11 protein-coding genes and 1 riboswitch are annotated in these 12,369 nt (G+C 59.3%); of the genes, 7 read left to right on the forward strand and 4 right to left on the reverse strand.

The annotated features are described in order from the left end of the window. Positions 1-460 precede the first annotated feature (460 nt). The 3 genes from NW849_RS04350 to NW849_RS04360 all read left to right on the forward strand — a co-directional run bounded on the left by NW849_RS04350 (position 461) and on the right by NW849_RS04360 (position 3,486). Complete coding sequence (locus tag NW849_RS04350) at positions 461-1,747, forward strand: serine hydrolase (protein ID WP_414356116.1); 1,287 nt, start codon at positions 461-463, stop codon at positions 1,745-1,747. A 126-nt stretch (positions 1,748-1,873) separates the two neighbouring features. After that, a complete protein-coding gene (locus NW849_RS04355) occupies positions 1,874-3,235 on the forward strand; it encodes an NAD-dependent succinate-semialdehyde dehydrogenase (RefSeq protein ID WP_414356118.1) in 1,362 nt (453 codons plus the stop codon). Next, entirely contained in the window at positions 3,235-3,486 is a 252-nt protein-coding gene (locus tag NW849_RS04360) for an RNA-binding S4 domain-containing protein (protein ID WP_414356120.1), read from the forward strand. Before NW849_RS04355 ends, NW849_RS04360 begins: the two co-directional genes overlap by 1 nt. Before the next feature lie 5 nt (positions 3,487-3,491). Here the strand turns inward: NW849_RS04360 and NW849_RS04365 are convergent, their stop codons facing one another. The 3 genes from NW849_RS04365 to NW849_RS04375 all read right to left on the reverse strand — a co-directional run bounded on the left by NW849_RS04365 (position 3,492) and on the right by NW849_RS04375 (position 5,250). Beyond that, entirely contained in the window at positions 3,492-4,019 is a 528-nt protein-coding gene (locus NW849_RS04365; protein ID WP_414347933.1) for a hypothetical protein, read from the reverse strand. 9 nt (positions 4,020-4,028) lie between these two features. Further along, positions 4,029-4,415 carry a plastocyanin/azurin family copper-binding protein gene (locus NW849_RS04370; protein WP_414356122.1) on the reverse strand — a complete coding sequence of 129 codons (387 nt, stop codon included), beginning with the start codon at positions 4,413-4,415 and terminating at the stop codon, positions 4,029-4,031. A 169-nt stretch (positions 4,416-4,584) separates the two neighbouring features. Beyond that, a complete protein-coding gene (locus NW849_RS04375) occupies positions 4,585-5,250 on the reverse strand; it encodes a DUF4439 domain-containing protein (RefSeq protein WP_414329579.1) in 666 nt (221 codons plus the stop codon). Between the two features lie 277 nt (positions 5,251-5,527). Here NW849_RS04375 and NW849_RS04380 point away from each other — a divergent pair, with 277 nt between their 5' ends. Both NW849_RS04380 and NW849_RS04385 read left to right on the forward strand, forming a co-directional pair. Then, complete coding sequence (locus tag NW849_RS04380) at positions 5,528-6,247, forward strand: WecB/TagA/CpsF family glycosyltransferase (RefSeq protein WP_414356124.1); 720 nt, start codon at positions 5,528-5,530, stop codon at positions 6,245-6,247. A 40-nt stretch (positions 6,248-6,287) separates the two neighbouring features. After that, the gene (locus NW849_RS04385; protein WP_414356126.1) at positions 6,288-7,127 is read left to right on the forward strand and encodes a cell division ATP-binding protein FtsE; all 840 of its coding nucleotides are present in this window, start codon (positions 6,288-6,290) and stop codon (positions 7,125-7,127) included. A 176-nt stretch (positions 7,128-7,303) separates the two neighbouring features. On the opposite strand, the gene metE is transcribed toward NW849_RS04385, so the two are convergent. Next, positions 7,304-9,568 carry a 5-methyltetrahydropteroyltriglutamate--homocysteine S-methyltransferase gene (gene metE, locus NW849_RS04390; RefSeq protein ID WP_011433481.1) on the reverse strand — a complete coding sequence of 755 codons (2,265 nt, stop codon included), beginning with the start codon at positions 9,566-9,568 and terminating at the stop codon, positions 7,304-7,306. A 456-nt stretch (positions 9,569-10,024) separates the two neighbouring features. Beyond that, positions 10,025-10,230, reverse strand: a riboswitch (cobalamin riboswitch). A gap of 518 nt (positions 10,231-10,748) precedes the next feature. Between metE and NW849_RS04395 the strand changes: the two genes are divergently transcribed. Together NW849_RS04395 and NW849_RS04400 are read left to right on the forward strand one after the other, a co-directional pair. Next, positions 10,749-11,660: a cell division protein FtsX gene (locus tag NW849_RS04395; protein WP_414356127.1), complete on the forward strand. Its 912-nt coding sequence runs from the start codon at positions 10,749-10,751 to the stop codon at positions 11,658-11,660. 61 nt (positions 11,661-11,721) lie between these two features. Then, positions 11,722-12,324, forward strand: a complete 603-nt coding sequence (locus NW849_RS04400; RefSeq protein WP_414356128.1) for a hypothetical protein — start codon at positions 11,722-11,724, stop codon at positions 12,322-12,324. Positions 12,325-12,369 lie beyond the last annotated feature (45 nt).

Consider the following 12,369-nt stretch of genomic DNA (forward strand, 5'->3'; position numbering starts at 1 on the left):
CTGCTCGACCTCTGTCGAGGGGCAAAGCCCCTATTTTGGGTGGGGATCCCGCATCACCCAATACTATATACGGAGTCATTCGGAACTGATCCACACTAGATGCAGATCCGCTTGAATCATTGCATACCTGGCTCTTCCTCCAGCACGCTGCTTGTTCTGGCCTTGTTCAGTTCACCGTGCGGAGTTGCCACCGATCCCTGTGGTCAAGGATGGGGTTCTGAGCCGCCGGGCCGGGGGATGGTACATCTCGTCACTGCCCCACACTGCTAACGCGGACGTGGAGGCATAGTGTAGTGATGACAGTTTGATGGGCGTTTTGCAATCGTAGGTCAGGTTGGTCAATTTGTGGGTTTAATTAAGCCAAGCTCACCGAAGTTGAGTCGGTGAAACGGTCAGCATTGTCTGTTAGGAGCATGGCGTTAGTACTCCGCACCGCTGTCGGGAAAAGGCAACCGTTCTCATGACCAAAGCAAGGGAGAGGAAAGGCACCGATCCATCCGCGCTAGCGGGCCGTAGGCCTTTGCCAGAGAAGTCGCGGGATCCCCGCCGCCCCTCACAACCTGCCAAGGATACCGTCCCACCTCCGGCGGAGTCAAAGCTGCGAACGGGATCTGGTCGCCTGCTTCCTGCCCCCAGGGGATCCCTGTCGGTTTCCCCTCCTCAACCGCTGCGTCTTGCCCGCCAAAAAGCCATTGCTCGTCTGCGCCAACGGGCTGCCCGGCCTCGCCGCTTGAGACGTTCTCCATCTCTCGGGCAAGTGTTGCTCAGGGGACTGAGCTTAAGTCTCATCCTGGGCCTGACGATGGCGGGCCTCTCGCAACTGCTGCAATCGACCACCGCTGGCCGGACAGAACAGTCCACGACGCAGCTTGGGGATCCTCCCCCGCCGGCATTGCCAAGTGACATTCTGCGGGGAGAAGCGATCCCGGCTTTGCAGGAGCGCTTGGCCGCTTTGGCCGACCAACCGGGCTTGACGGCAGGGGCTCTGTTCTGGGAGGTGGAAACTGGCGCCTTTGCTGGGGTTAGGCCGGATCAGGCTTTTCCTGCCGCCAGCGTGATCAAGATCCCCATTCTCTTGGCTTTTTTCCAGGCTGTGGAAACCGGGCAGGTGCGGCTGGATGAGAGGCTCACCCTGCGGGAAGATCTCAAGGGAGGGGGGGCAGGCGTGCTGCAAACCCGCCCGCTGGGATCCCAGGTTTCTGCTTTGGAAGCGGCCACCCTGATGAGCACCCTCAGCGACAACTTCGCCACCAATCTGATCATCGATCGCCTGGGTGGGCAGGAGGCTCTCAACCAAAAATTTCGGCAGTGGGGGCTACAACACACGCAAATTTCATGGTGGCTACCGGATCTGGAAGGCACCAACACCAGCAGCCCGCGCGACATGGTTTGGCTGCTCAGCCAGGTGGAACATGGGCGCATGCTCAGCCGCCGCAGCCGCGACCGTTTTCTGGACATTCTCTGGCGCACCCAACGGCCCTCCTATTTCCGGCCCAACTTGGGTCAAGAGGTGCGCATTGCCCACAAAACGGGAACCTTGAGCTCCGTGGTGGGGGATGCCGGGATCCTGGATTTACCCAACGGGCGGCGCTATGTGGCGGCGGTGTGGGTGAAGCGAGAAACCCCCAACGACCCCAGAGCTGAAGAGCTGATCGCCAGCCTGTCGCAAGCAGCCTACGAGTTCTGGTCTGCTCCTGGATCCGCCCCGCCATCCCGAACAGACACCACCGGCAGCCCGCAACCCTGAGTCCCCCACTCCGCAAATCTTTCCATATTGCTACGCAACGCTTACGCGAACGCAGTAGCAGTGCGGAGCACTATTCCAGGCAGAGCGCAAATGCCAGAGTGGAGAAACAGGCGTTGAGGGAAAACGATGGGGCACCTGGTCAGCATCAACCCCGCCACCGGAGAGGAATTGGCTCGCTACCCCGTTTTCGACGCTGGGCAGATCCAAAGCTGTATCGCCCAAGCCCACGAGCGGTTTCAGAGCTATCGTCGGATCCCGTTTGCTCAGCGATCCGCCTGGCTGAAGCGGGTGGCAGGGATCCTGGAGGAGCGCAAAGCGGAGTTTGGCCGCCTAATCAGCCTGGAGATGGGCAAAACCTTGGCCTCTGCCGTTGCGGAAGTGGAAAAATCCGCTTGGGTTTGTCGCTACTATGCCGAGGAGGCAGAGGGATTCTTGGCCGAGCGCTCCATCGCCAGCGATGCCAGCCGCAGCGGGATCCGCTACCAGCCGCTGGGGGTGATTTTGGCAGTGATGCCCTGGAACTTTCCCTTTTGGCAGGTGTTTCGCTGTGCCGCCCCAGCCCTGATGGCGGGCAATACCCTCTTGCTGAAACATGCTTCCAACGTGCCCCAATCGGCTTTGACCCTAGAGCAGATCTTTCGGGAGGGGGGATTTCCGCCAGGGGTCTTTCAAACCCTGCTGATCACAGCAGCCCAGGTGGCAGAGGTGGTGGCGGATGAACGGGTGCGGGGGGCCGCCCTCACCGGCAGCGAAGCCGCCGGCTCCAGCCTGGCCCGTTTGGCCGGTCAACATCTGAAAAAAACGGTGTTGGAACTGGGAGGGAGCGATCCCTTCATCGTGCTGCCCAGCGCCGATCTGGAGGCAGCAGTCGCCACAGCGGTCACGGCCCGTCTGATCAACAACGGCCAATCCTGCATTGCCGCCAAACGATTTATCTTGCACAGGGCTATCGCTGAACCTTTCACGGCTGCCATGACGGAGCGATTTCGCCGGCTCAAGGTAGGGGATCCCTTGGATCCGCAAACCGATGTGGGGCCTCTGGCTACCCCCAGCATCCTGCAAGAGGTGGACGGACAGGTGCAGGCTTTGGTGCAAGCAGGAGCCAAAGTCCATATCGGCGGATCCCCCTTGGGAGGGAATTTTTACCCGCCCACAATCCTGAGCGACATCCCCCCGGATCATCCGGTGGCCCACCAGGAGGTGTTCGGGCCGGTGGCGCTGCTGTTCACCGTCCCGGATGTGTCGGCAGCCATTGAGCTGGCCAACAACACGCCCTTTGGCCTGGGTGCCAGCGCCTGGACAACCGATCCAGAGGAACAAGAGCGCCTGCTGGAGGAGCTGGAGGCGGGATCCGTGTTCATCAATGGCATGGTCAAGTCCGACCCGCGCCTTCCCTTCGGCGGCATCAAACGCTCAGGGTATGGACGGGAACTGAGCCGGGAAGGGATCCTGGAATTTGTAAATGTCAAAACCTTTTGGGTGAAGTGATGGCGGAGACTGCTCAAAGGGATCCCCAGCCGGCGACGGATCCTGTAATCAAGCTGGATCAATTCCTCAAGCTGGCGGGGGTTGCTCCCACCGGTGGGCAGGCCAAGCAGCTCATCCAAGCGGGGCAAGTGCGGGTGAATGGTGAGGTGGAAACCCGGCGGGGACGCAAGCTGCGCCCTGGGGATGAAGTGGCCGTGGGAGGTGGAGTTTGGCGAGTGCGCCTGGATAAGACCCCAAAGTCAGATCAGTGAACGGGTCAGTGCAACCGGATCAAAAGAAGCATGGCCAAGGCCCCGATTCCCCCTGCCACCGCAAACTGCCACTCCAGCCCCCACAGCAGGCAGGCAACTCCGGCCAGGATCTGGATCCCACCGGTCATCCAGTAGGGGAGGCGCGGCGGATCCACCAAGCCGTTGAGCCAGTGACCCAGCCCCATTTGCCACAGCCAAAACACCCCCAGGTATGGGCTCAAAGCTGCCAAAGGGGTACGCCCGACAAAGGGCAGCACCGAGAGGATCATGCCCTGGGCGATCACCAACGTCCACACCAAACCCACAAAGTAGAGGTGGGCCAGTCCGGCTGTTCGAAACTCCGGCAAGCTAGTCTGCCGCACCATGTAGCCCAACCCAATCAGGGAAATCACCAGCCACAGCCAGTTGATGTTGGCCTCTTGGTGAAACTGGGTGGCAGCAAACCCAATCCCCAAAAGGACGGCCCAAACCAGGTACACCCGCCGACAAATGTTCCAGAAGGGAAGAGGGGATCCCAGGGGTTCCATTTGCATGGCCTTCACCTAATCGACGACGACAATGCGGCCCACCATGCTGGGGTGGATATCGCAGAAATATTCCTGGATCCCAGCTACTTCGAACACCACCGCTTTGCTCTCGTTGCGACTTAGCCGTCCCGTCCCTTGAAACTGCGCTCCCTCCACAGGAGTAGCCGTGTGGGGGGTGGAATCCAGGTTGGTGAAGGTCACCTTGCCCCCCCGCTTGAGGGTAACCTCCGAGGGCAGGTATTGAAACCCCCGAATGATTACCTCTGCTGCCGCCGTTGCTTCGACAGGATCTCGCCCCGCAACAGAGCTGGCTTGTCGCCACCGATCCACAGCCAAGATAGCCCCCACATTGAGCAGGGATCCCAGCCCACTGAGCAACAGCAACCGCCGCGTCATTGGCATAGGGCTTTCTCCACACAGGTTAGGAAGCGAAAAAAAGCTGAGGCGTTCAGAAGAAGGCGATTGCGACAGCAGTGCAGAGCACTTGGATCTCCAAGCCCCAAGTCCTACAGAGGACGTTGGAAGGCTTTGCAGATCATCGCCTCATCGCCGGCAGGGGTTACCAACAGCTCTACACCTTCAGGATCCAGCGCTCCCGAGTCTCGGCGCTGACAAAGGGGGCAGGCACCACCAGAATGCTGGGGTCAAGGCTGTGGAACACGGCCCGGATTGCAGTGGCATGGGCAACTTCGTTGGGGCCAATGGTGCTGGCGGCAGCCACCAGGTCTTTGTTGGAAAGCTGGGTAAACGCGTCGTTGTAAGCCAAGGCTGCATCAAACTCCAGAGCCAGGGCCAGCTTGGCAATGTTGGCATCGGAGTCGAGATTGCCTTCTTTGTTGTCGATGTAGGTGGAAAGGTCGTAGCTATCCCGGGCCCGAGAGGGGATCCCCCCCAGTTGCCGCACGGCGCCCGCCAGCAGATCCCGGTGCTGTTCGTGATCCTTCAGGTTCTTGGTGGCCACTTCCAACACGATCTTGCCCACCTCAGTATTGCTCAACTTGCCGGCAGCGGTTTTGTAGGCCCAGATTGCCTGCTGTTCCAAGTCGATGGCCGCGTTGAGGATGGCGATGTCGGCAGTGTTGGACTGGGCGGCACCGGGCAGGGTGCGCAATCCAATTGCTCCACCTACGCCCGCCAGCAAACCAGCCAACAACAAGCTGCGGCGGGAGGTTGCAGGGCTGGGATCCCATTCGGCGGCCAATTGAGGCAGAGCGAAGGGAGTCTTTGCAGTCTTCATCTCAAGTCTCCTGTCTCGAAAGATGGCAACCAACCTTCAGGGGCTTGCTCTGGGTCGGGCAATTCCCTCTGGCCTGGTCTGATGGAGATACGCCGTGGATGCCGCCGCGGATGCCTGAGGGAAGAGATTTTCGTGGTCAAATAGCCATGAAATGCCTCTTCGAACTCGCCTCTCCCTCTGGGAGAAGGTCCGGGCTATCTTAAAAGCGTGTCCAACGGCTCCAGTGGGGGCCAGCATTCGGTCGGTAGTGTCGTTATCCATCCATGCGATTCTGGGCGTGAACCTGCACCTTGCTCTGCCGGAGGCCAGCCTACAGAGCTACGCCACCTGGATTGAGGCGCGTATTCGGGAGGGTCAGGGCGCTCAGGTGGTTACCTGCAACCCGGAAATGATCATGCAGGCGCAGCGGGATCTGGCCTTTGCCCAGGTGCTGCAAGCGGCGGAGCTGGTGATCCCCGATGGCATCGGGGTGGTGTGGGCTTTGCGACGGCAAGGGATCCGCGTCCAGCGGGTGCCGGGGATCGAGCTGGCAGAAACCCTGATCCCGTTGGCGGCAGAACGGGGGTGGCGCTTGGCCCTGGTGGGGGGAAGGCCGGAAGTCAACCGGGCAGCAATTCGATATTGGCAAGCCCAGTGTCCTGCTTTGGCCCTCTGGGGCTACCACGGCTACTTCTCTAGCGAGGAAGAAAAAGAGCTTCTGCAAGCTCTCCAGGAATTTCGACCGCAACTGGTGTGGGTGGGGCTGGGATCCCCGCGGCAGGAGCTGTGGATCCAAAAGTGGCGTCCCCTTTTGCCCCAAGCCATCTGGATGGGGGTGGGGGGCAGCTTGGACATTTGGGCCGGCCAAAAACGGCGAGCGCCCCGTTGGTGGCGTGACCATCACCTGGAATGGTTGTATCGTCTCTATCAGGAACCCTGGCGCTGGCGACGCATGTTGGCTTTGCCCAAGTTTGTCTGGCGGGTGCTGTGGGATCCCTCTTCTCGTTTGCGCCCCTAGTCTGCCGGCGCTCTCTCCCTCCTCTGTCTAGGCGCTTACTATGGTGATCGGTCAGCACATCGGCTATCCTCCTCGCTTGTACCGTTGGGCCGGTACGGCTCCGACTCCTCATCTCCCTGCCCCGGCCAATCCAGAGGCCACCCTGGGCTTTTACGGCAGCACTCAATCCGGATCCCTGGAAACCCCGGCCAGCATGGTGTCCTTGCGGGGCGTGAGCAAAGTCTTTCCCAACGGCAACTTGATTTTTCAGGATGTGAACTTGGAGGTGCGCCGCGGCGAGTTCGTGTTCGTAACGGGGGTCTCCGGAGCAGGCAAGTCCACTCTTTTGCGACTGCTCTACGGGGCGGAACAGGCCACCGAGGGCACGGTCATCGTCGATCAAGTCTGTCTATTTTCTTCTGAAGGGCGGCGGCGACCCTACCGCATCCCACCGCGTCCGCTGGCCATGTTGCGGCGGCGCTTGGGGGTGGTTTTCCAAGATTATCGCCTTCTGGCCAACCGCACCCTGGCAGAAAATGTGGCCTTCGTGCTGCGCGCCCAAGGGCTGTCCCCCGCAGAAATCCGCCGTCGCATCGGGCCGACCCTAAAGATGGTGGGGCTGACCGAAAAGCGAGATCACTTTCCCCATGAGCTTTCGGGGGGGGAACAGCAGCGCCTTAGCCTGGCCCGGGCCATTGTCAACATGCCGGTGCTGCTGCTGGCGGACGAGCCAACAGGAAACCTAGATCCGGAAAACTCCCTCTTGGTTCTCCAGATTTTGGAGCGGCTCAATTCCTTTGGGGTGACCGTCATCATGACCAGCCATGACCCCTATCTGGTGGAGCGGGCCGGCCACCGGGTGGTGCGCATGGAGGGAGGGCGCCTGTATGATCTGCGCTGAGGGCTGCCGGGATCCCTATTTTGCTCTCCACAAGCTTTTTGAGATCCCGGAGAGCAGCTTTGCCGGTTGCATCAGCAGACCGTAGGCCCTAAGCCAGCCGCATCAGCACAACAGCGGCACCGCCCGCGGCGACTTGTCAAGCCAGCCCGACCAGTTACATCAGCGGGTCGTGGGCCTTACTCGCGCAGACCCTCAGGTTGGGTTTCCAGAAGCTCCTCCCCTAGCTGATGAGCGGCAGCCACCATATTTTTCAGTGCGGGGATCACCTCCTCCCAGCGGCGGGTCTTGAGGCCACAATCGGGATTAACCCAAGTTTGCTCCACAGGCAAGTGGGCCAGTCCTGTGCGCAGCTGCTGCAGGATTTGCTCAACGCTCGGCACCGCAGGGCTGTGGACATCGTAAACGCCGTTGCCCACCTGGTGACGATACCCAGCCTGGGCAATTTGCAGCAGGGTTTTGTTGTTGCTGCGGCTGTTTTCAATGGAAAGCACGTCGGCATCCAGCCGCTCAATGTGCTCGATGATGTCCCCAAACTCTGAGTAGCACATGTGGGTGTGAATCTGGGTTTCCGGCTTGGCCCCGCCGGTAGCTAGGCGAAAGGCATCCACTGCCCAGCTGAGGTATTCTGGCCAGCGTTCTTTTTTCAGAGGTAGCCCCTCCCGCAGTGCCGGCTCATCCACTTGCACCATCACCGCTCCAGCCGCTTCCAGATCTGCCACTTCGGCTCTCAAGGCCAGGGCAATCTGCAAAGCCTGCTCCCGCCGGGGAATATCAACACGGGGAAAGGACCAGTTGAGCATAGTCACTGGCCCCGTGAGCATGCCTTTCACCGGCTTTTGGGTGTGGGACTGGGCTACTTGGAATTCCCGCACTGTCATGGGTTGGGGGCGAACCACGTCGCCGTAGAGAATGGGAGGGCGCACGCAGCGGCTGCCGTAACTCTGCACCCAGCCGTGTTCAGTGAAGGCAAAGCCTTCCAGCTTCTGGGCAAAGTACTCCACCATGTCGGTGCGCTCAAATTCCCCATGCACCAACACATCCAGGCCAATCTCTTCTTGAATGCGGATGCACTTGGCAATCTCAGCGTCAATGGCTGCTTCGTACTCCGCCTGCGAAACCTCCCCTCTTTTGTACTTAGCTCGCCACTGCCGCACCTCTGGAGTTTGGGGGAAGGAGCCAATGGTGGTGGTGGGCAAAGGTGGTAGCTGAACCTGCCGACTTAGGCGCTGCTCGTAGGGCAGGAATCGCTCGAAGTCCTGGAGCTTGAGGTTGGCCAAAGCCTGGCGCACTTGGGGGTTGGGGGGGCTAAACTGCGCAAAGCTCTGCCATTGCTGCTGGATTTCCGCCTGCTGGGCAGCAGTGTCTTCGCCGTTGAGGGCTCGCGCCAGGAGAGCTACTTCGGCCAGCTTCTGTTCGGCAAAGCTGAGGACATTTCTGAGGGGTTCCGGCAACTGGGCTTCCAGAGCAGCGTCGTGGGGCACAAATTGCAACGAAGCGGAAGGCTGCACCCGTAGGTTGGGAGCTACCCCCTGCAGCTCCCGCAGGCTGGCCAAGACGGTCTCAGGCTGAACCTTCCAGACATTCCGAGCGTCCACTACGCCAGCACCTAGGATCTGGTCAGCCGGAAAGCCATAGGTTCTTACCAGATCCAGGGTGTGGCCACGGGTAAAGTCAAGGCTAATGCCGGCCACCGGCAGTTGCACCACCCAGGGGTAAGTCTCCCCCAGGTCATCGAAGTAGGTGACCAAGTGGACAGGGATCCCGGCGGTTGCCAACTGGCGGTAGCTCATTTCCACAGCTTCCCGCAGGCCACTTCCCTGGCTGGTAACCAAAATGGGATCGTGAATCTGGACTTCTGGGATCCCCAGCTGTTTTAACTCCTGGAGGAGATCCCGGTACAGAGGAAGGAGCTTTTCCAAGTCCGCCCGCAGATCCCCAGATCGCTGGCTAAGGCAGAGCAAAGTCACTGGACTGAGGACAACGGGGCTGGTGCGCTCCCCTAGGATCCCTTGGGCCCGCCGAACTCTTTCCAAAAAATCCCCAAAGTTAGGACTGGGATCGGCTTCCGGCTCAATTTCGGGTACCAAGTAGTGGTAGTTGGTGTCAAACCACTTGGTCATTTCCAAAGCCGGCAGGCCCTCCCGCCCCCGCGCCATGGCAAAGTAGCGGTCTAAACCCGACAGACCTCGGAACCGAGAGGGGATCAGCCCCAGCCAGGTGGCCCAGTCCAGTACATGGTCGTAGAGAGTCTGATCCCCTACCGCAATGTGATCAATCCCAGCTTGTAGCTGAGTCTGCCAGGCTTGAGTCTCCAAATCCCAAAAGGTAGCCAGCAGAGCCTCTGACCCTAGGGCACCACTCCAAAAGCCTTCCAAAGCTTTTTTGAGCTCGCGGCGCTTGCCCATGCGGGCATACCCCAATGTCATGGTTTGTGCAGTCATGTTGTGTGCCATCCCAAATAATGAGTTTTCTAATTTTCCTGCGTTCAATTCGCCCTCAACTGGGATCCCGCCCGCCAAGGAAGAAACCGGCTGTTCCTCTCTTGCCTCTGGAACCCCAACAAAACACTGCCTTTTGCGCAAAAAAGATACTCAACGCAGCCAGCGATCGCAGTGGCTACTTGCCAGCCTACCAATTGAAGTCAGGAAGCCTGACATCTCACTCTTTCCTTCGCGTAGGCGGGCTGTAGATCTTGATAGATCTTGGTGCAACAGCACCCAAAATTTACTCTCTCCCGGCCAACTGGCTCAGAGTCTTGCTTGGGTTCTTGGACTTATTTCTACTGCTGAGGAGTACCGAAAGCTTGTGGGAGCAACGCCGGGAAAATGCTCAGGATAACGAAAGCAGAAACGAGCTAAAGCCAAGACAGTTACCATCTGTACCTCGCAGATGTTGTGAAGTTTAGAAAAACCATCGGCGGGCATTCTGACTGACACGGTTTTGGGGGACAAGATCTGGATCGGCAGCGAATGACTCTAGAGATTTGCTGCAGGACTTCTCCTAAACCGGATCACAGCTGCGGGACAGCGGCAGATTCTCACTGCTCTTTCCCCGTTTCCTCTGGCGGCTGATCCCCGTCAGAACCGATAGCTGAGCTACATCGTATCACGGAGTTCAGAGACGGGAGTAGAGTGCTTCAATCATCACCAAGCCAGCAGCCTTTGGAGCTACCAGACCTCACCTTTCACCCAGCGGTCTTGCAGGAAGTCATCGGAATCCTCTAAGCATCCTCCCCCCCTGCATTGCTCTCAAGATAAGGCAGTGATAGCTTAGCTGCCATAAGTCTTGTCCAGGAGGCAAGGGGGTTTGCTCCTTTTTGCTGAAAAAGCGACAGATCGGGGTTTCTATGGCATCAAGCTTAAAAGTAACTGTGTGGTCTGTGGGCCTCTTCTTGCTGAGCCAGATGTGGGCTGGATGCGCTCAGAATGCTGCTGAGCGGACAGCTTTCGATCCAAAGCTAGCTGGTGGAGCGGGCCGGCCACCGGGTGGTGCGCATGGAGGGAGGGCGCCTGTATGATCTGCGCTGAGGGCCTGCCGGGATCCCTATTTTGCTCTTCACAGGCTCTGTTGAGCTCCAGGGGGCAAGGGTCTGAGCCCATTGATTGTTGGATGGAGAACAGCATGCAATCTCTCTCCCGATTTCTCAATAAAATCCGCTATCTCCTACAGGAGACTTTTTTGGGGTTGCGGCGGGGGGGCTGGCTGAACTGGGCCGCTGTGAGCACCCTGCTGGTGTTGCTGTTCTTGGTGGGGATCGGCGTTGAGCTGTCCTGGGGCGTGGATGCCACGGTGCAGTCGCTGGGAGGACAACTGGAGATCTCCGTCTACCTGGAGCCGGAACGGCAGGGGGTGGAGCTGCAACCTCAGGTCGCCCAACTGCCTCATGTGGCCGAGGTGAAGGTCATCACCAAAGACCAGGCTTGGCGCAACCTTTTGCTGGAAATGGGGATCCAAGACGAGGCGGCCATGGAAACCCAGTTGGGGGAGAACCCCTTGGTGGATGCTCTGCGGGTTAAGGCGGATTCCACCGAAGCCTTGGGGGAAGTGGCGGAGCAGATTCGCCAACTGGAAGGGGTGGATGAGGTCTACTACGGCGACCGCATTGTGGAGCAACTGGCCCAGCTCCAGGACATGCTACGGCTGGGATCCCTGACCATTACCGGCGTGTTGGCCCTGACAGCGGTGGCGGTCATCACCACCACCATTCGCCTCATCGTCATGGCGCGGCGGCGGGAGATCGAGGTGATGCAATTGGTGGGGGCGACAGCAGCCTGGATTTACTTGCCCTTTATTTTGCAAGGGTGCCTGTTTGGGGTGATCAGCGCAGTGGGAGCTTGGGGATTGATCTTGGGATCCCAGCAGTTGCTGCAGGAGCTGCTGGAGCAGTTGATTGCCTTGCCCTTCCTCAAGGTGATGCAGGCAGATCGCAGCCAACTGGAGTTTTGGCTCTTGCCGTCGATGTTGTTGGGGATGGGGGTTTTTCTGGGCACCACCAGCAGCTTGATCGCGGTGCGCAAGTCGGCAGGGCGATGAGCTGGAGGCGATGCTGAGGAAAGCCCTGGATATTCCAATCTGAGGATCGCCATAGGATAAGATGATGGACTCTACTTCCCTGGCTTTCCAAGATCTGGCCGCCATGAACCCATTGCCTCCTCCCGCCCACCCTTACCAATTCCGCGCTTTGGGCCTAGTTAAGGGATCCCTGAGATCGATCCCCAAGGCTTATGCACAGGCAATTTTGGTTGCTTCTGACGGGGCAGAATATCCGGCTACTCCCGGACGCGCCGAGCTTCTTCGCCCCTTCAACCACTGCATCGAGAGTGGCCACACCTACTGGTACTATGTGCAGCCGCAGCCGCGTTCAGGGGGGGCTTTGGGCTTGAGCGTCATTCGCATCTTGGCCCTACCGGAAGAGGAGCAAGACCCAGAGTGGGAAGAAGAGCCGTTTTTGCCTGCCCCTGAAGATGTAGAGGAAGGCTTTAACATCCGCGGCATCGTCCAGCCCCACGATGGCTTTGTTGAGGTGACCGTGCGGCGCAAGCCCCAGGGAACCAAGCAATTTCCCCCGCTGCAATTGCGTTTGGAAGGATTCTTGCCGGGAGCTGTGGCGGGCGAGTTTTGGGATCTGTTGGCAGAGCGAGAGGGCAACGAGCTGTTGCTGGTGGATGGTACCCGCCTGTTGACCGCAGTAGCCTAGCTGTCTAGATTGGCCCCGCTTCAGAACTTTAAAATAAACCAAAGA

This window comes from Synechococcus sp. R55.3 (genome assembly GCF_047461975.1).
Classification (GTDB): domain Bacteria; phylum Cyanobacteriota; class Cyanobacteriia; order Thermostichales; family Thermostichaceae; genus Thermostichus.

Excerpts from the sequence above, each read along its gene's own strand:
- NW849_RS04350 (WP_414356116.1), top strand. The coding sequence starts at position 461 with ATGACCAAAGCAAGGGAGAGGAAAGGCACCGATCCATCCGCGCTAGCG.
- NW849_RS04355 (WP_414356118.1), top strand. The coding sequence starts at position 1,874 with ATGGGGCACCTGGTCAGCATCAACCCCGCCACCGGAGAGGAATTGGCT.
- NW849_RS04360 (WP_414356120.1), top strand. The coding sequence starts at position 3,235 with ATGGCGGAGACTGCTCAAAGGGATCCCCAGCCGGCGACGGATCCTGTA.
- NW849_RS04365 (WP_414347933.1), bottom strand. The coding sequence starts at position 4,019 with ATGCAAATGGAACCCCTGGGATCCCCTCTTCCCTTCTGGAACATTTGT.
- NW849_RS04370 (WP_414356122.1), bottom strand. The coding sequence starts at position 4,415 with ATGCCAATGACGCGGCGGTTGCTGTTGCTCAGTGGGCTGGGATCCCTG.
- NW849_RS04375 (WP_414329579.1), bottom strand. The coding sequence starts at position 5,250 with ATGAAGACTGCAAAGACTCCCTTCGCTCTGCCTCAATTGGCCGCCGAA.
- NW849_RS04385 (WP_414356126.1), top strand. The coding sequence starts at position 6,288 with ATGGTGATCGGTCAGCACATCGGCTATCCTCCTCGCTTGTACCGTTGG.
- metE (WP_011433481.1), bottom strand. The coding sequence starts at position 9,568 with ATGACTGCACAAACCATGACATTGGGGTATGCCCGCATGGGCAAGCGC.
- NW849_RS04395 (WP_414356127.1), top strand. The coding sequence starts at position 10,749 with ATGCAATCTCTCTCCCGATTTCTCAATAAAATCCGCTATCTCCTACAG.
- NW849_RS04400 (WP_414356128.1), top strand. The coding sequence starts at position 11,722 with ATGATGGACTCTACTTCCCTGGCTTTCCAAGATCTGGCCGCCATGAAC.